This is a genomic window from Paraglaciecola sp., assembly GCF_039942875.1.
Taxonomy (GTDB): Bacteria; Pseudomonadota; Gammaproteobacteria; order Enterobacterales; family Alteromonadaceae; genus Paraglaciecola.
This window is the reverse complement of record NZ_JBDVBQ010000049.1, coordinates 131,863-150,315: the sequence shown is the minus strand read 5'-3', so window position 1 is coordinate 150,315 and position 18,453 is coordinate 131,863. Positions and strand designations below refer to the sequence as shown.

The 18,453-nt window shown below is 40.3% G+C and carries 14 protein-coding genes; 9 read left to right on the top strand and 5 right to left on the bottom strand.

Annotated elements, in window-relative coordinates:
• Positions 1 to 147: 147 nt before the first annotated feature.
• Both ABJE44_RS17470 and ilvN read left to right on the top strand, forming a co-directional pair.
• Positions 148 to 1,866: an acetolactate synthase 3 large subunit gene (locus tag ABJE44_RS17470; protein ID WP_348112860.1), complete on the top strand. Its 1,719-nt coding sequence runs from the start codon at positions 148 to 150 to the stop codon at positions 1,864 to 1,866.
• Positions 1,866 to 2,363, top strand: coding sequence for an acetolactate synthase small subunit (gene ilvN / locus ABJE44_RS17465; protein WP_348112859.1), 498 nt, complete (start codon positions 1,866 to 1,868; stop codon positions 2,361 to 2,363). The genes ABJE44_RS17470 and ilvN overlap by 1 nt, the downstream gene beginning before the upstream one ends.
• Positions 2,364 to 2,465: 102 nt before the next feature.
• Here ilvN and ABJE44_RS17460 read toward each other — a convergent pair whose 3' ends face one another.
• Positions 2,466 to 3,041: a thymidine kinase gene (locus ABJE44_RS17460; protein ID WP_348112858.1), complete on the bottom strand. Its 576-nt coding sequence runs from the start codon at positions 3,039 to 3,041 to the stop codon at positions 2,466 to 2,468.
• Between the two features lie 137 nt (positions 3,042 to 3,178).
• Positions 3,179 to 5,149, bottom strand: a complete 1,971-nt coding sequence (locus ABJE44_RS17455) for an EAL domain-containing protein (RefSeq protein WP_348112857.1) — start codon at positions 5,147 to 5,149, stop codon at positions 3,179 to 3,181.
• A 388-nt stretch (positions 5,150 to 5,537) separates the two neighbouring features.
• Here ABJE44_RS17455 and lpxL point away from each other — a divergent pair, with 388 nt between their 5' ends.
• Positions 5,538 to 6,470 carry an LpxL/LpxP family Kdo(2)-lipid IV(A) lauroyl/palmitoleoyl acyltransferase gene (gene lpxL, locus ABJE44_RS17450; protein WP_348112856.1) on the top strand — a complete coding sequence of 311 codons (933 nt, stop codon included), beginning with the start codon at positions 5,538 to 5,540 and terminating at the stop codon, positions 6,468 to 6,470.
• A 25-nt stretch (positions 6,471 to 6,495) separates the two neighbouring features.
• Positions 6,496 to 7,113 (top strand): toxin co-regulated pilus biosynthesis Q family protein, encoded by a 618-nt coding sequence (locus tag ABJE44_RS17445; protein WP_348112855.1) that lies wholly within the window; start codon positions 6,496 to 6,498, stop codon positions 7,111 to 7,113.
• A gap of 11 nt (positions 7,114 to 7,124) precedes the next feature.
• Here the strand turns inward: ABJE44_RS17445 and glnE are convergent, their stop codons facing one another.
• Positions 7,125 to 10,043 carry a bifunctional [glutamate--ammonia ligase]-adenylyl-L-tyrosine phosphorylase/[glutamate--ammonia-ligase] adenylyltransferase gene (gene glnE / locus ABJE44_RS17440; protein WP_348112854.1) on the bottom strand — a complete coding sequence of 973 codons (2,919 nt, stop codon included), beginning with the start codon at positions 10,041 to 10,043 and terminating at the stop codon, positions 7,125 to 7,127.
• Positions 10,040 to 10,369, bottom strand: a complete 330-nt coding sequence (locus tag ABJE44_RS17435; RefSeq protein WP_348112853.1) for a GIY-YIG nuclease family protein — start codon at positions 10,367 to 10,369, stop codon at positions 10,040 to 10,042. The genes glnE and ABJE44_RS17435 overlap by 4 nt, the downstream gene beginning before the upstream one ends.
• A 129-nt stretch (positions 10,370 to 10,498) precedes the next feature.
• Here ABJE44_RS17435 and ABJE44_RS17430 point away from each other — a divergent pair, with 129 nt between their 5' ends.
• Together ABJE44_RS17430 and ABJE44_RS17425 are read left to right on the top strand one after the other, a co-directional pair.
• Entirely contained in the window at positions 10,499 to 11,143 is a 645-nt protein-coding gene (locus ABJE44_RS17430; protein ID WP_348112852.1) for a hemolysin III family protein, read from the top strand.
• 137 nt (positions 11,144 to 11,280) lie between these two features.
• The gene (locus ABJE44_RS17425; protein ID WP_348112851.1) at positions 11,281 to 12,324 is read left to right on the top strand and encodes an XrtA/PEP-CTERM system-associated ATPase; all 1,044 of its coding nucleotides are present in this window, start codon (positions 11,281 to 11,283) and stop codon (positions 12,322 to 12,324) included.
• A gap of 439 nt (positions 12,325 to 12,763) precedes the next feature.
• Here the strand turns inward: ABJE44_RS17425 and ABJE44_RS17420 are convergent, their stop codons facing one another.
• A complete protein-coding gene (locus ABJE44_RS17420; RefSeq protein ID WP_348112850.1) occupies positions 12,764 to 13,612 on the bottom strand; it encodes a LysR family transcriptional regulator in 849 nt (282 codons plus the stop codon).
• Between the two features lie 146 nt (positions 13,613 to 13,758).
• Between ABJE44_RS17420 and gcvT the strand changes: the two genes are divergently transcribed.
• From gcvT to gcvP, 3 genes are all read left to right on the top strand, one after another.
• On the top strand, positions 13,759 to 14,838 hold the full coding sequence (gene gcvT / locus ABJE44_RS17415) for a glycine cleavage system aminomethyltransferase GcvT (RefSeq protein WP_348112849.1): 1,080 nt from the start codon (positions 13,759 to 13,761) through the stop codon (positions 14,836 to 14,838).
• 55 nt (positions 14,839 to 14,893) lie between these two features.
• Positions 14,894 to 15,280 carry a glycine cleavage system protein GcvH gene (gene gcvH, locus ABJE44_RS17410; RefSeq protein WP_348112848.1) on the top strand — a complete coding sequence of 129 codons (387 nt, stop codon included), beginning with the start codon at positions 14,894 to 14,896 and terminating at the stop codon, positions 15,278 to 15,280.
• Positions 15,281 to 15,426: 146 nt separating this feature from the next.
• Positions 15,427 to 18,333: an aminomethyl-transferring glycine dehydrogenase gene (gcvP, locus tag ABJE44_RS17405; protein WP_348112846.1), complete on the top strand. Its 2,907-nt coding sequence runs from the start codon at positions 15,427 to 15,429 to the stop codon at positions 18,331 to 18,333.
• Positions 18,334 to 18,453 lie beyond the last annotated feature (120 nt).

Genomic DNA, 18,453 nt, shown 5'->3' with positions numbered 1-18,453 from the left:
TTTTATTTTTTATTGGTATTTTTATCCTAATATTGCCGTATATAGGAATATGTATCTCACTTTTATGGCTCTAGCTGTTTATTCTTTCTAACTGCTCACGTATAGTGCCCGTCCTTATTTAATAACCTTCTTTTGGGAGAATTCGTTATGGAAATGATGTCAGGCGCTGCAATGGTTGTGCGAGCGCTTAAAGACGCTGGAGTTAAACATGTATTTGGTTACCCTGGTGGTTCTGTACTAGATATTTACGATGCTTTATACGTTCAAGATGATGTTGAACATATACTAGTCAGACATGAGCAAGCTGCTGCCCACATGGCAGACGGATATGCCAGAGCTACGGGTGAAACTGGAACTGTTTTAGTAACTTCTGGTCCAGGTGCAACCAATACCATTACAGGTATTGCAACTGCATATATGGACTCAATTCCACTAGTAGTGCTTTCAGGCCAAGTCCCTACTATGCACATTGGCGAAGACGCATTCCAAGAAACGGATATGATTGGTTGTTCACGACCTATAGTGAAACATAGCTTTTTAGTTAAACGCGCAGTGGATATTCCTGGAGCAATAGCTAAGGCCTACCATATTGCTAACACAGGGCGTCCCGGACCTGTGGTTGTGGATTTGCCAAAAGATATTGTGAATCCACAAGAATCGCACCCTTATGAATTTCCGAGTTCAGTAGAGCTGCGTTCATATAACCCTACTTTGAAAGGGCATAATAAGCAGGTTAAGAAAGCCATTGAAGTTATCAAAGCGGCTAAACGTCCTGTTATGTATGTTGGTGGTGGAGCGGTAGCGTGTGAAGCTACTGATTCGGTTACTAAATTGGCGGAAACGTTAGGCTGCCCAGTTACATCTACTTTGATGGGCTTAGGTGCCTTCTCTGGTGTACATCAGCAATCTGTTGGTATGCTGGGTATGCACGGTACCTTTGAAGCAAATAAGACTATGCATAATGCTGATTGTATTATCGCATTAGGCGCTCGCTTTGATGATAGGGTAACGAATAATGTTGCTAAGTTTTGTCCGAATGCAACCATAGTACACGTAGATATTGACCCTACTTCTATTTCTAAAACGGTTGCAGCGCATATTCCAGTAGTTGGCTCTATCGATAGAGTATTAGAGCAGTTCTTTGAAAAGTTAGAAGACTTCGATACCCAAGCTCAAGCCGAACGTTTAGCTGACTGGTGGCAAGAAATTAATCAATGGCGTGCTAAAAAATGCCTTGAATATAAAACCAGTGACACTCAGATAAAACCTCAAGAAGTAGTGCAATCACTTTATAAGCATACAGGTGGCGATGCCTACATTACCTCTGATGTAGGTCAACATCAGATGTTTGCTGCACTTTATTACCCATTCGCTAAACCTCGCCGCTGGATCAATTCAGGTGGCGCTGGAACCATGGGGTTTGGTTTCCCTGCAGCGATGGGCGTGCAAATGGCTCACCCTGAGGCAGTTGTTGCTTGTGTGACAGGTGACGGCAGTATTCAAATGAATATTCAAGAGCTAGCGACTTGTTTGCAATACAATATTCCAGTGAAAATTATATCGATTAATAACCGTGCTCTAGGTATGGTTCGCCAATGGCAAGACATGATTTATAAAGGTCGTCATTCTCACTCTTACATGGATTCATTGCCTGATTTTGTAAAATTGGCTGAAGCGTATGGCCATATTGGCATTAGAGTTGATAAGCCAGAAGAATTAGACGATGCAATGAAGCGCTGCTTTGCAGAAAAAGACAGATTAGTGTTTATGGACATCAGAGTAGATCAAAATGAACACGTATACCCAATGCAAATTAAATACGGTGCTATGGATGATATGCGTTTAAGTAAGACGGAGCGTACCTAATGAGAAGAATTTTATCTGTATTGATGGAAAACGAACCTGGTGCTTTGTCTCGATTAGTTGGTGTGTTTTCGCAACGTGGCTATAACGTTGATTCATTAAGTGTTGCGCCAACAGACGATAAAAGTTTATCAAGGTTGACCATAGTGACTGAGGCTGATGACAAAGTCATTGAACAAATTACTAAACAAGTCAACAAGCTAATTGATGTATTAAAAGTGTCTGATCTATCTGACGGTGTGCATATTGAGCGAGAGCTTATGTTGATCAAAGTCGCCACTCGCAGTGAGTCGGTACGCGCTGAGATAAAACGTAATGTGGATATTTTTAGAGCTCAAGTGGTTGATGTAGACGCTCATAACTATACGATTCAAATTACAGGTACGAGTGATAAGTTAGACGCATTTGCCTATACACTAGGGCAAAGTACTGAAATTATCGAAGTATCAAGGTCAGGTGTCTGTGGCTTGGCTAGAGGTGAAAAAGCACTTCGACCTTAGTTATCACTGAGAAATCAGTCTTGATAATAGAGGATTAAATTTTTAAAAAGCAAACAGCGTAAGCTGTTTGCTTTTTTTTGTAGTAAAATTAAATACGATTGATTACCAAACTAGCTCTGCAAAGTGTTTTCTACACATAGATTCATACCTGTCATTACCACCGACTTCTACTTGTTCTCCTTCTTTTACAGCATTGCCATGCTCATCAATCCTGACGACAAAGGCAGCCTTACGCCCACAGTGGCAGATGGTTTTCAATTCAATTAGTTTGTCAGCCCAAGCCAGTAAATATCGGCTACCTTCAAAGGTTTCTGCTAAAAAGTCTGTTCGAAGACCATAGGCTAAAACCGGGATATTCATGTTGTCTACTACATATATAAGTTGCTGGACTTGTTGTTTAGTTAAAAATTGTGCTTCATCGATAAAAAGACAATCAATCGCTTTTTCTTTATTAAGCGTTTGAATGGTATCTTGAAGATTAGTTTGTGGTGTAAAAAGGTTAGCACTAGATTCCAAGCCTATTCTTGAGGCAACTTTACCTTTACCAAATCTATCATCTAGGGCTGCGGTGAATATTTCTGGGCGCATACCTCTTTCAGTGTAGTTGTAAGCTGATTGTAATAGGGACGTTGATTTACCAGCATTCATTGCTGAATAATAAAAATAAAGTTGTGCCATAAGGTGTTCTCTTCGCAAGAAATTGTTGTGTTATTTACGACTGAAATAAAGTGGGATGTTTGCAGGCTAATAACAGTAAAAGCTCAATATTACCTGTATGCATTTGATATTGTTACTTTAATTGTAAGGCTTAGATGTTATTTAACGTTTAGAGTTTTTATTGTAGCTTTTTGCCATTCAGCTAAAGCGTTACTTTTCATAGGTTTAGCAAAGTAGTAACCTTGCAAATAATCTACACCCATTGCCGACAGGGCCATAGCTTGCTCTTTAGTTTCCACGCCTTCGGCTATGGTTTTACATCCTAGCTCTCTAGCAATGAATAAGGTGGCTCTTATAATGGCTTCACCTTTACCTTCAATATTATCTACGAAGGTTTTATCAATCTTTACAAAATTAACGGGTAAAGCTTGTAGTTGCGATAATGATGAGTAACCGGTTCCAAAATCATCGATTGATACGGCTATATTTCGAGCTCGAATTTGTTCAAGCTGTTGCAAAATGAATGCTTGATTCTCGACAAAGGTTGATTCGGTTACTTCTAGATGTAATCGTTCTGGCGGCAGTCCACTGCTTTGTAAGCATTTATCTAGAAGGCGTATAAATCCTTTATCCATAAGTTGGATAACCGATACATTGACCGACACTGCTACCTTTGGCGCGTCATGCCAATGGACCGCATCCATGCAAGCGCGATTTAATACCCATGCGCCAATTTCTTTTATCAAGCCAGATTTTTCTGCTAGAGGAATAAATACATCGGGTCCTATAAGTTCACTGTCAAAGTCCCATCTCAATAACGCCTCGTTAGCCCAACAGTTATAGTTTTTGGCATTTTGTATAGGTTGGTAACATAAATATAATTGTTTGTTCTCTATCGCATGTTGAAGGCCTTCTAAAATGTGTTGTGAAGCCAAGATCCTGTCTTTCACATCATGTGAAAATAGTTGTGGTTTGTTGGTGCTTGATTGCTTTTGCTCACACATGGTTAAGTCAGCAAGTTGTATTAGCTCAGTTGCAGATAGACTGTCAGTGGGAGTCATAGCTATGCCTATGGATGCGGTCAGATGTATTTCGTTTCCATGTACATAAATAGGTTGTGAGATGCTATGGGTGATGGCTTGGGCGATAGCTAAAGCTGTGGTTGAGTCACTGTAGGGTAAAGCTACTAAAAATTCATCGCCGCTCCACCTTCCGGCTCTATGGTTTTCTGAAAATGCTGAGATCCTTTGGGTTACCTGTACTAAAACACTATCACCTACTTTATGGCCCAAAGTGTCATTAATATTTTTGAAACCAATTAAATCGATAAAAAGTAACGCTAATGGCCTGTCCTTTTCTACTGCTTGTTTAATTAATGTTTCTAGATTTGCAGTAAATGCTTTACGGTTATCTAATTTTGTCAATGAATCTAAGTTACTAAGGTTATATATTTCTTCTGTTCGCGCCTTAATCTGTTGCTCTAAGTTTTGGTTTACGTGATTAAGGGCCTCCGTTGTTGTAGTTAATTCGTTATTAATAGTCGCAAAGCGGTTTTTCTCTTTTATCGCTTTGGTAACCAATTTTTGATTAACATTTTTGTTGTATATAGCTTGTTCAGTAAATCGCGAGTTCTTTAAACTATAAATTATCATAAGTGCGCAGTAAGAGAGGCTCAATATACCAAGGTGAACTCTTTCACTTTGATCGGTAAATATTCCCAATATAGCTGTCGGTGTTAGTATGATAATTGAATAGCTAATAGCGATAAAACTGCTCGCAGAGAACATAGACGCAGAAGCACCCGCTAGTGATGCCAGTATGACAATAAAGCAGGTAAATTCGGGGACCTGCATAGCATCAAAAAATAACAGTGCGTACATAGACCACATAATTGAAGTCAAAATAGTACCTATTGCGTAACGCTGTATACCTAAAGGACCCGAGTCAGCACTTACATTTTTTTTTGATTTCCATAAAGCTACATCTATTATGCGGCCCACTAAGATAAGGTTGATTGCACCCAACCAATAAGCCTTTTCGTCGAGATGAGCACCCTCTGCAAACAGTAATACAAGCATAACGCTGGCGGCTATGTTGGTTAAAACACCAAGTACGCCATTACTGTACAAACTATTTGCGGCATCCAGTTGCAGTCTTTGTTGAAGTGATGTGTCTATGTTAATGCCAAAGCCCTTTTAGAAACTGATATGACTATCGAAACTCTTTTATTCATTAAGGTTAACCCGATAGCTTAATTTTTCGTTGTGATCTTAGTATACGACTTTAGTCTAATTAATATGAATTTAAATGTGTTTTAAAGCAGGTGAGTATTAATCAGCATAACTAATACACTGTCGGCTTGTTGGCATAGTCTAGCTAAATTAATGTTGCCTATATTTGTATTGTGAATAATTATTTTAGGTTAGGTAAATTATCTGTTATTTGTTTTCACTAGGGCTTTAGAAGTAGGTTAAAATACCCCGATACGCTATTGAAAACTATATGAAGAGGTTAGGTTTGCAGCAAAAAAAAGTCGTCGCCCCCAAATTTGAGTTGTCTTTTTTAGGGCCTAAATATTGGCCTACTTGGGTTAGTGTCATTTTTTTGTATAGTATTTCTTGGTTACCTTATTCTGTGCAAAGCCCCATTGGGAAGTTGATTGGCAGAATTTTAAAAGTGGTTGCTAAAAAACGTTATCTAGTTGCAAAGCGTAATATAGATTTGTGTTTCCCTCATATAAGTTCAGAACAGCGTGCACAAATGCTTAAAGAAAACTTAGACAATGCAGGGATGGCGCTTCTTGAAACGGGTATGGGCTGGTGGTGGCCAGATTGGCGTGTTAAGAATATGGTTGAGTATGAAGGTTTGGAATTAATCGATGACATCCAGGCCCAAGGTAAAGGTGTTCTTGGTTACGCTATTCATAATATGAATATTGAGTTTGGGTGCCGATTGTTAGGCATAAAAAAGCCATCAGTGGTGTTTTATCGTAAGCATAACAATCCTTTAATGGAATACATGCAATATCATGGTAGAAACCGTGCGAATAAGTACATGATCCACAAGCGTAATGTCAAAGGGTTGATACAGGCATTAGACGAAAAAGAGCTGTGTTTGTATTTACCTGATCAAGATTATGGACGAAAAAAGTGTGAGTTCACGCCATTTTTTGCCGTTCCTGAAACTGCTACCACTACAGGGTCTCTATTGTTTGCAAAGCAAGCCGATTGTGAGACTGTATTCTTTGTATCCTTAAAGACCAAGGCTGGTTATAAAGTAAAAGTGTTACCAGGACTGGAGAATTTCCCTTCAGGTGACGATAAGTATGATGTTACCCGTATCAATGAGATGGTTGAAAAAATGATTTTGTTAGCGCCAGAGCAGTACTTATGGATGCACAAACGTTTTAAAACACGTCCCAATAAAGAAGATCCATCGTTATACGATTAAGAAAATAAAAGAGTTTGTAAGAGTTATGAGTAAAACTACAAAAAGTTCAAGTTCTTTATTTTGGCTTAAGCACTTAATGCTTGCTGTAAGTATTTTAGTCATTGCAGGCATAGTGCTGTATTTGCAACAGACTAACTTGAATACGGTTAGGCCAGAAGGGCATACAGGTCATAAGTCCATTGAAACTAACATGAGTAATTTTTATGCGGATTATCGTTTGTCATCACGTCACCCCAGAGAAGAAGATTTAGGGGACTTCGTTATTGAGGTTAATACGTCTGAAACGCCACTAAGTGAACGTTTACAAAAAATGGAAAGCCTCCAAAAACCTATTTCTGGACGCTGGGTTGGTGAGCACAAGCACCGTACTTTCAAGGTAGGAAGTACACTTAGAAGTGCAATCACGAATTTTGCTGAGTCTGAAGGAATGCAGGTAATTTGGGAGCTAGAACGGGACTTTATTGTTAAGCACCATTTTCAGTTAGATGATTCGATTTTGGGCAGTTTGAATATGATTGCTACTGCAATTGATGCTGAGTTCGATGGTGAGGTAAAAGCCTATATGTGTCCCAAACAGAGGTCACTCGTTATCACAGCTAAAGCTAATGACTACCTGACTCGCGAATGTACGCAGGCTAGATAGCCTCATAAAACCTATGCAATAAGGTTTTGTAGATATTTATCCCAAATAGTTTCTACATTCGCTTGGTGTTTAGTTAGCTCTTCAGTTGCCTTAGCCCATTTTTCGTTTTGTAACGCTAACCTATGCATTTTATTGCGAAATGTTAAATAAGCTTCTGTCAGTCGTCTTGCTTCCTGATTAGTTAGCAAAGCAAATTTGGCTAGGTCTTCAAGTATCCTGATGTTGTCTGTTCTCTTCGCTAATGCGGGGTGCTGTTCTGTGTAGGCCAGTACCATAAATTGGGTAATAAACTCTATATCAGCAATACCTCCTTTACGTTGTTTTAGATCTAATTGAGTTGAGTCACCTGTAGCTAAGTGTGTACGCATTTTTTCACGCATTTCTACCACTTCAATGGCAAGGTCTTTAAGCACTCTAGGTTTTGAAAGCGTATTAAAGCGAATTTTATCAAATTGTATTTTTAAGGGGGTATCCCCTGATATGAAGCGAGCTCGGCACAAAGCTTGATGTTCCCACGTCCAGGCATTGTCCATTTGATAACTAGCGAAACCATCAATATGGCACACTAAAAGCCCGGCATTGCCCGAAGGTCTTAAGCGCATATCCACTTCATAAAGCAAACCGAGCCCAGTTTTGATAGTGAGTATATGCATGACTCGTTGAGCTAATTTTATATAGAATTTGATAGATTCAGTCGCTTTTGCCCCCAGAGTTTCTTGGTTACCTACACAATTGTGTACAAACACTAAATCCAAATCTGAGCCATAGCCAAGTTCCCAACCGCCTAATTTTCCAAAACCTATGACTGCAAACCCTTTATTCTGAATACTCATTGGGCCTTGAGTTTCACAAACGGGTACACCAAATTTAGCTTCCATTTGCCCCCAAGCTAAGTCTACAGCCTGATGCAAAATAGACTCAGCTAACTGAGAGAGATGGTTACTCACCTCTGTGATAGGTAATACCCCTGTAATGTCAGCTGCCGCAATTTTTAACTGTTGGCTAAGTTTAAATTGCCTAAGTGTCTCAAGTTGTAATTCTAAATCTTCTGGTTCAACTCTTAATAATAGCTGTCTTAGCTGATCCTTATACTCGTTAAGTTGTATGGGTTGGTAGAGTTCAGCAGGGTTAATGAGTTCATCAAGTAATAATGGGAACCTAGCTATTTGTGCTGTCACCCAAGGGCTAGCGGCACATAATTTTATGAGGTGCTTTAATGCACCCAAATTTTCAGATAATAATTGTAAGTAAGCTGTGCGCCCAAGGATTGCAGTGAAAACAATCAGTACCCGCTCTAGTAATGGTTTGGGGTCGGTATCTTCGCTTCTAGAAAGTACTAAACTAATGACAGTGGGCATAAGTCTATTTAATGTGTCTAATCCTCTTTGTCCAACCCGTTTTTTAATTAAATTATGTTTAAAATCTGTTAGTTGCTTATGTACTGATAAGCCAAGTTCTGCGGTAAAAAAATGTGATTCATTACTTACATCCCAATGAACTAATAAATTTTGGGTTTCTTCGGTGTTGAGCTCCAACAACCAAATGTCCTGGGCAGCTTGTTGGTGATCGTCTATTAAGGTTTTTTCGGTTGGGCTAGTTTCTCTTATCAATAGGGAAAACTGTCGATGGACTCGTTGGCAATGGTGCTGAACTTGCTTTTGAAACGTAGGATAGTTTTCAATATCCATACTCCACAGTAAACGTTTTTGATCCAATGTATCTGTGGGTAAAAGTTGAGTTTGTTTATCTGCAAATTGCTGTAAACAGTGTTCTACTTTTCGCAGCCACAAATAACTTTGTCTTAATTCTGCTGCGCTGTCTGCAGGGAGAAGTGACTCTTGGGTTAATACTGTTAATGCTAATTGTAAACCTTGCACTTGTAAGCTTTGCATTCGGCCGCCATTAATTAACTGCATACTTTGGACTACGAATTCAGCTTCACGAATTCCGCCCTCACCGAGTTTTATATTGTTACTAAGGCCTCGTCTTCGTACCTCTTGTTCTATCATTGATTTCATAACTCTTAGTGAATCAATAGCGCTGTAGTCTAAATACCGGCGATAGATAAAAGGTTTCAGTATGGTTCTAAGCTCTTGGCTGTAATTAGATTCTGAGTTGAGTATGCGAGCCTTAAGCATGGCATAACGTTCCCACTCTCGGCCTTGCTCTTGGTAATAATCTTCTAACGCATCAAAATGCATAACCAGAGGGCCGCTATCTCCAAAAGGCCTCAAGCGCATGTCCACTCGATAAACTTGTCCATCAGCTGTTATCTGATCTAACGCCTTAATCAGTTTTTGAGCCAGTTTTGTAAAAAACTGTTGATGCTCAATTGATTTTTGCCCGCCTTGGGTATGGCCTTGAGAAGGGTAAGTAAAAATCAAATCTATATCTGATGAAAAGTTGAGTTCATGGCCGCCAAGTTTTCCCATACTTAGAATTAGCATAGGTTGGGGCCCTGAGTCACCATTGGGTACTCCAAAACGAGGCTGCAATGATTGATAAAGCCAATCGTTGGTTTGCACTATAAGTTGGTTTGCAAGCTCGGATACTTGGTGTAAAGAATCCTCAATGGTTTGTTGCTTTAACAGATCTTTCCAAGCAATGCACAGCATGTGGTAGTGACGAAAATCTCGTAAAGTTTTATGTAAACTTGACTCATCATTAATAATACTCAGTGTTTCACGCAACTGCTTTTTAAACTGGCGAGTATCAATTTCGCCATTGTTTGCGATTAAAAAAGTTTCTAGCCATTCGGGATGAGAAAGGCTGTGCTTGTGAATAAAGTCACTCAAGGCCAATGCTGTTCTTATGTCGGCCTTGAGCGGCTCTATTGACTTACAAAAATTCACATTGGCACTAAATTCTTGCCATCTCTGTTCGGCTATCAAGTTCAATTCATTGGGTAATTTATTGGGTGCTGAGTTCATACATTTGATACCTTTTCGCAAGGCGTTGGGCTTGGCTCTAATCGTTTTATGTTTTTAATCGTTGAGTCATGTAACTGATTATTGACCAATTTAATTTTGTCTGCCTTGTTTAACTTTTTTATCCAAATTTCAGTTTTTAACGCTTCAGAATGGGTTAGCGCCTTACTATAAAACTTCAGAGTGAGTGGCCCTTTACCTTTTAGGGCTTTGGCACATTTAGGGCCGCTTTCTTGATGTTCATTGAAACGTCGCTGAATGTCTTTGGTTATTCCTGTGTAATATTGTTTGAGCTTGTTCTCAATAATATATACATGCCAGTGAGTCACTGAGTACCTTTATCTTAAGTATTTTTTGCCTAGTGTACTGTGTTCTTGTCTTTGATTTATATAAATATTGGGTGTGCAAACGGGTTAGCAAATATTATGATAAAGACCTACAAACTTTTAGTTAGTTAAATGAACACATCAGTTTCAAAAAATACCTCGACTTATTCAACTACAGAAGAAACGTTAAATGCGCTGACCCATGGTTTAGGGTTTCTGGCAGCATGCATTGGGTTGGCATTAATGCTACTCAAAGTGGATGGCTTAATGGCCCAGTTTGTATGTGTAATCTATGGATTATCCATGATGTTAATGTTTTTATCGTCAACTATGTATCATGGAGTAAGCCGTCCAGATCTTAAAGCAAAATTAAAGATATTTGACCATGTTGCTATTTATTTGTTGATAGCGGGTACTTACACACCATATACAATTTTTGCCGTGGGAGGCCAATTAGGCATGTTGGCAATTTGCTTAATTTGGGCCTTGGCCGCAATTGGTATTTACTGTAAATGTTTTGTCAGTAGTCGTTTCCCAAAATTGTCCTTAATGACCTATTTATTGATGGGGTGGCTGGCGGTATTTTTTGCTTTCCCTTTATACAACTCTCTACAAGCAGAAGGGTTTTGGCTACTACTGGCTGGTGGCTTATGTTATACCTTGGGTGCGGTATTTTATGCGGCTAAACAATTTCAGTTTACTCATGTTGTTTGGCACTTATTTGTTATTGCAGGTTGCGTTTGCCATTTTTGGTCAATATACCAATACGTCATTTAATCAGCTCATCATTATGTATACCTGATTGCAATCAAGGATAACATTTCTCTAGGTATTTAATTGCTATGCCTTAGTTACATCGCTTAAGCTAACAGTTAACTATCTTTTTCTTATCTCGGATTGAGCGATTTTTATTTATGTATGAGAGTTATTACGGGCTAAAGTCCAAACCGTTTCAATTGACACCTGACCCAAGCTTCTTTTTTGGGAGTAAGTGGCATAAGCGCGCTATGTCATACCTTCAATATGGTCTATCTCAAGCCGAGGGGTTTATCGTCATTACGGGTGATATTGGGACAGGTAAAACGACTATTGCCAATAGTTTATTAGACGATATGCAAGAAGATATCGTGGCAGCACAAATTGTATCTCCAAAACTGTCCCCCGACGAATTAGTAAAAATGGTAGCCAGTAAATTCAGTGTGCCAGTTAAGGGCAGTACTAAAACAGATATATTGAATGATCTCGAATTATTTTTGATGGATCTCCACAAACAGGGGAAACGAGCGTTATTGTTAGTAGATGAGGCGCAAAATTTACCACTAGAGACCATTGAAGAGTTACGAATGCTGTCCAATTTTCAAGCGTCAGGTAAGCCTTTGTTACAAAGCTTTTTACTCGGGCAAGAAGAGTTACAGCCTATTTTACGAGCACCTAACATGGAGCAGTTTAGGCAGCGCATTGTTGCATCCTGTCATTTAGCGCCATTAACGGATACAGAATGCCAAGCTTATATTGAGTATCGTATGCAGCATGCTGGTTGGTCTGGAGCGACTTTGTTTTCAGCAGAGGCATACGATCGAATTTATCAGTTTACCCATGGTGTACCCCGTAAAATTAATACACTTATGGACAGAATACTTTTATATGGTTTTCTTGAAGAGTTAGAAACCCTAGATGAAAATGCTGTTGAAAACGTCATAAAAGAAGTGTCAGTAGAAATGTTTCAGCCAGAAGACCAAGAGGCCGCTAAACCAAAAGTAAAAAGTGCTGCTGGAATTCTTGATGCAACCACAGAAGACGGACAAATTAAGGACGTTGATTATTATAAAACTATGTTAACTGAGTTAGTTGACGCATTAGACAATGCCCTGAGTCAGAAGATAAAACTGACTCGATATATAGATCGCTTATTACAAAAAAAGTACAAGACCTACGTCAGAATGAAGTCAGATGATTAGTTTTGGAGGCTCCAGCCCATTAATTTAAATTAGTGCACAAAATAATTAAGTTTTTATGACAAAAGTCGGTGAATAAGTTTTATGAATGGGATAATATCTTATACGCAGGTATTTTTTATTCTGCTTAGGCTCAAAAAACTTTGATATTTGTGTCTTTAATTTAAGTTTGGGAGTGTTCTATGAAAAACTTAATTGGGGATAGACGAAGGTCGTCTGAAGGAGCTCCCAGTAATTTTGTTATCAAGGAACGACGGAAAGCTTATTACCATGGCAAGTATCATAGAAGAGAGTTAGTTCTTTTAGTTTGCATAACATGTGCGTTGATATTTCTGTTGCAACACAATGGATAATGTTCATTGTGTATAGAAATAAATTAAAAAAGCCGATTACTAAAACTTAGTAATCGGCTTTTTTAGTTTTAGTAGGCTATTTGGGGCGTTTAGCGGGTCAACTTAGATTGAATAAACTCGGCAAGTTTAGCGCTGGCTTGTGGGTGTGCAGAATTACCACTAAATAAACAAATTTTGATCTTACCTAACTCAGGTAAGCTTTTATGTTTAATTATATCTAATTGCTCAGGGACACTACTTTTAGCTAGCGCAGTAATACCAAGGCCCTGTTTTATTGCAGCAGTGATCCCAGTTAAATCTGCATTGGTATAGCTTATTTTCCACTTCTGAGTCTGTTGTTTTAGTTTACTGATGACTCTACTTCTGTACACACATCCGTTTGGAGCAAGCACTAAAGATAAGGCTTGAGTTTGTAATCCTAATGCTTTGTCACCTACCCATACTAAATCATCGTGTAATAGTATTTGACCATCAAAGGATTCGTTTGGATCCACTAATGCCATAATTAAATCAAACGACTCAGAGGTATCTTTAGCTAACAAAGATTTGCTCAACGCTGAAGTGACCTCAAGGGATACATCAGGGTAGAGCTTGCCAAATTCACCAATAATATTAGGTAATAAAGTTGTTGCAAACTCACTGGGTATACCCAAACGTAAACGCCCTTTTAAACCAGTAGGCTGAAACTGTTTAAATATATTATCGTTTAGAGCAAGCATGGTGCGTGCTTGTTGATATAAAGCAAGGCCATCTTGATTAACAACCTGCCGTTGACCTTGTTTATGAAAAAGGCGTTTTGTGAGTTGTTGCTCTAGGCGCTTAATTTGTATGCTGATAGCGGGTTGAGATCGCCCCAGCATTTCACCCGCTTTAGCATAACCACCTAAATCTACTACTGTGACAAAAGTGCGTAAATTATCGAGTGATAGTTGTCTCAAAGTTAGGCCTTGATAAATAAGAGTTTTAAATGCTTATTTAATAATACATTAAAAATATAAATGTATAGATTAAAACTTTCAATTTGTTGTGAATAATCTCAGTGCATATACTCAGCTCAATCTATTTTCAATGGACACTAAATCACATGCCAAATAAAACAGTTTTACATGCACAGCACTTAGCGTCTGGTGCCAAAATGGTGGATTTTCATGGTTGGGAAATGCCAATTAATTATGGTTCTCAAATTGAAGAGCATCACGCTGTAAGACAAGGCGCAGGCATGTTTGATGTGTCTCACATGACAATCGTTGATATTACTGGTAACCAAGCTCAAGCTTACTTACGCTTTTTGTTGGCTAACGATGTGGCCAAGCTACAAGACAAAGGTAAAGCATTATATAGCGGCATGTTGAATGAAATCGGTGGCGTGGTAGATGATTTAATCGTTTATTATTTTGACGTGACTAATTATCGCCTAGTGGTTAACTCTGCTACCCGCGAAAAAGACATGGACTGGTTACATTCTCAAGCATCTGATTTTGACGTCACTATTAACGAGCGCCCAGAGTTTGCAATGATTGCGGTGCAAGGTCCAGACGCTAAAGCTAAAGCTGCTAAGCTTTTTTCAGCCGCTCAAGTCGAGTCTGTTGCAGATATGAAGCCATTTTACGGTGTGCAAGCTGAAGACTTATTTATTGCCACCACAGGATATACAGGTGAAGCAGGTTACGAAATCATGGTGCCTGTTGATGATGCAGCTGATTTTTGGCAAAAGTTACTAGATGCCGGTGTAGTGCCTTGTGGGTTAGGAGCGAGAGATACCTTGCGACTAGAAGCGGGTATGAACTTATACGGTCAAGATATGGACGAAACCATATCACCTCTTGCCGCCAATATGGGGTGGACAATCACCTGGGAACCAAGTGATAGAAACTTTGTTGGCCGTAGCGCACTTGAGCAGCAAAAAGCGCAAGGTACTGAAAAATTAGTAGGCTTAGTGATGACCGACAAAGGCGTATTACGCGCTGGCCAAAAAGTAAAAGTAGCAGGTGGCGAGGGGGTTATTACTTCGGGTAGCTTCTCACCAACATTAGGTCACAGCATTGCCATGGCCAGAGTGCCTGCGACAGTAGAAGCTGACGCAGAAGTTGAAATCCGCAAAAAGTGGGTTACAGTGAAAGTGGTCAAACCCAGCTTCGTCAGAAATGGTAAAAGTGTCTTATAACTGTCATTAATAATAAGCAAAATTACATCAAACTAAATAAAAAATAGGAACTAAGATGAGCAATATCCCTACAGAATTACGTTATGCAAGTACTCATGAATGGGTTCGTCCAGACGGCGATGGTGTATTTACGGTAGGCATTAGTGATCATGCCCAATCATTATTGGGTGATATGGTGTTTGTTGAATTACCAGAAATCGGCTCTGAAGTTGGCTCTGGTGACGATGTCGCAGTAGCTGAGTCTGTAAAAGCTGCTTCTGATGTATATGCACCAATTAGCGGTGAAATCGTTGCTGTGAATGAAGAGCTAGAAGATGCCCCTGAACTTGTAAACTCAGATGCTTACGGTGATGGATGGCTTTTCAAAATTAAAGCTGAAGACCCTGAAGAAGTAAATGCCTTGTTAGACGCTGAAGCATACGAAGGCAACATCGAAGAATAGCAAGCCTAGGGCAAGTATTGCCCATTTGTTTGGTGCTGCTTGTCAACACTCAACAGCGCTGTTCTGTTTTATACGTTTTTAGTCCTGAGGCCAAAGTAGTTCGCATACTTTGGTCGCCTGCTTTTATTAGGAATTATTAGTTAGCTATGTCTGTCACTCACTCTCTATCTCAACTTGAACAAACCCAAGATTTTGTCCGTCGTCACATAGGTCCAAGTGACACAGAAATGGCCGCTATGTTGTCTGACATTGGTGCCACATCACTAGATGACTTAATGCAACAAACCGTGCCTGAAGGCATACGTTTAGCAGAATCTTTAAAAGTAGGAGAGGCCGAAACAGAAGCCAACGCATTAGCCTATTTAAAAGATGTGGCTAGCAAAAACAAAGTAATGCGCTCGTTTATTGGTATGGGTTACTACGACACCCTAACCCCCAACGTTATTTTGCGAAATGTGCTTGAAAACCCAGGTTGGTACACCGCTTATACGCCGTACCAACCAGAGATAGCCCAAGGTCGATTAGAGGCCTTATTAAACTTTCAACAAGTGACCATTGACCTGACAGGTATGGAGCTTGCCTCTGCATCATTATTAGATGAAGCCACAGCCGCTGCCGAAGCTATGGGCCTCGCCAAGCGTATGTCTAAAAATCGCAAAGCCAACAGCTTTTATGTGGCCGACGATGTACATCCACAAACATTAGACGTGGTGCAAACCCGTGCCGATATGTTTGGTTTTGATATTATTATTGGCCCAGCAAGCGCTGCCAGCGAGCACAATATATTTGGTGCCTTATTGCAATACCCTGGAACATCAGGTGCCATTAACGATATTTCAGAGATAATCGCCGCTGTTCAAAGCAATAAAGGCATAGTTGCCGTTGCTGCCGACTTATTAAGCTTAACCTTATTGACGCCTCCGGGTGAACTCGGGGCAGATGTAGTGCTAGGTAGTGCCCAGCGTTTTGGTGTACCTATGGGGTATGGCGGTCCACACGCTGCATTTTTTGCTACTCGCGATAGCTACAAGCGTTCATTACCCGGGCGTATTATTGGTGTGTCTAAAGACACCCGTGGTCGCCCAGCTCTGCGCATGGCATTGCAAACTCGCGAGCAACATATTCGCCGCGAAAAAGCCAACTCAAACATATGTACAGCCCAAGTATTACTCGCCAATATGGCGTCGTTTTATGCGGTATATCATGGCCCTGAAGGCCTTAAAACCATCGCATCTCGCGTACACAGATTTGCAGATATTCTAGCAGCTGGCCTACAAAAATCTGGGTTCGAGTTAGTAAACAATACTTGGTTTGATACCCTAAGCGTGAAAGTAAGCGCTAACAAAGATAAAATTGTGGCGGCAGCCTTAGCCAGCAATTTAAACCTACGCACCGACATTGAAGGCGCGTTAGCTATTAGCTTAGACGAAACCACTAGCCGTGATGACTTACAAGCTTTGTATCAAGCTTTTGTTGGGGCCAATGTAGAGTTAGACATTGATGCTTTTGACAAAGATATTGTTGAAAATGCTAGCCAATCTATCCCAGCAAAATTACAAAGAACAACTGAGTTTATGACACACCCAGTGTTCAATAGCTATCACAGCGAAACCGAAATGCTGCGTTATATCAAGTCATTAGAAGACAAAGATTTAGCCTTAAATCACTCAATGATTTCACTTGGCTCTTGCACCATGAAGCTAAACGCCACCGCCGAAATGATACCTGTGACTTGGCCTGAATTTGGTCAATTACACCCGTTTGCACCTATTGAGCAAGCGCAAGGTTACAAACAAATGATGGACGAGCTAAGCGAATGGTTAATTGATATTACAGGCTACGATGCGCTATCAATGCAACCCAACTCAGGGGCGCAAGGTGAATACGCGGGCCTTATCACCATTCAGAAATATCACGAAAGCCGCGGCGAAGGGCACCGTAATATTTGTTTAATTCCAAGCTCTGCCCATGGTACCAACCCTGCTTCGGCACAAATGGTTAGCATGAAAGTGGTCGTAGTGAACTGCGATAAAGACGGCAATGTGGATTTGGCCGACCTTAGAGCAAAAGCTGAAGAAGTCGCCGAGAACCTATCTTGTGCCATGATCACTTACCCGTCTACCCACGGTGTATACGAAGAAACCATCAAAGAAATGTGCGACATAGTGCACGAGTTTGGTGGCCAAGTGTACATGGACGGTGCCAACATGAACGCCCAAGTAGGGGTAACATCGCCAGGCTTTATTGGCTCAGATGTGTCGCACCTAAACCTACATAAAACCTTTTGTATTCCACACGGTGGCGGCGGCCCAGGTATGGGGCCAATAGGTGTAAAAGCGCATTTGGCGCCATTTTTACCTAACCACAAAATCATCGGTGTAGAAAACGCAGGCGACGGCGAAGTGCGCGAGCACGGTGCGGTATCGGCTGCACCATGGGGTAGTGCATCTATTTTACCAATCAGCTACATGTACATTAAAATGATGGGCAGCGCAGGCCTTAAAAAAGCCACCGAAGTCGCTATGTTAAATGCCAATTATGTAACCGAGAAATTATCAGCTCATTACCCAGTGTTATACCGTGGCCGCAATAACCGTGTGGCTCACGAATGTATTATCGATTTACGCCCACTTAAAGAAGCCAGTGGTGTAACCGAAATGGACGTAGCCAAACGGTTAAACGACTACGGTTTTCATGCACCGACTATGAGTTTCCCAGTAGCAGGTACGTTGATGATTGAGCCCACCGAGTCAGAAGCAAAAGCTGAGCTAGATAGGTTTATAGAAGCTATGGTTAATATTCGCTACGAAATCGCTAAAGTAGAAAGCGGCGAGTGGAACGCAACCGACAACCCATTACATAATGCCCCGCATACTTTAGATGACATCTGCGATAGCGAGTGGACCCGCAGTTACGACAGGCAACTTGCCGCATACCCGGTTGAATCAGTGAAGCGTAATAAATTCTGGCCAAGTGTGAATCGTATAGATGATGTATACGGAGACAGGAATTTGTTTTGTGAATGTCCGAGTATTGAGAGTTATCAAGATTAGGGATTTTTAAAAAATTAAGTAAGGCGAGCATTTAGCTCGCCTTTTTTATGTACGGTACACTCTAAGCCTTATCCCTCTCCACTATGCGCATTACCTATCTTTTTCAGTAATTATTCATCC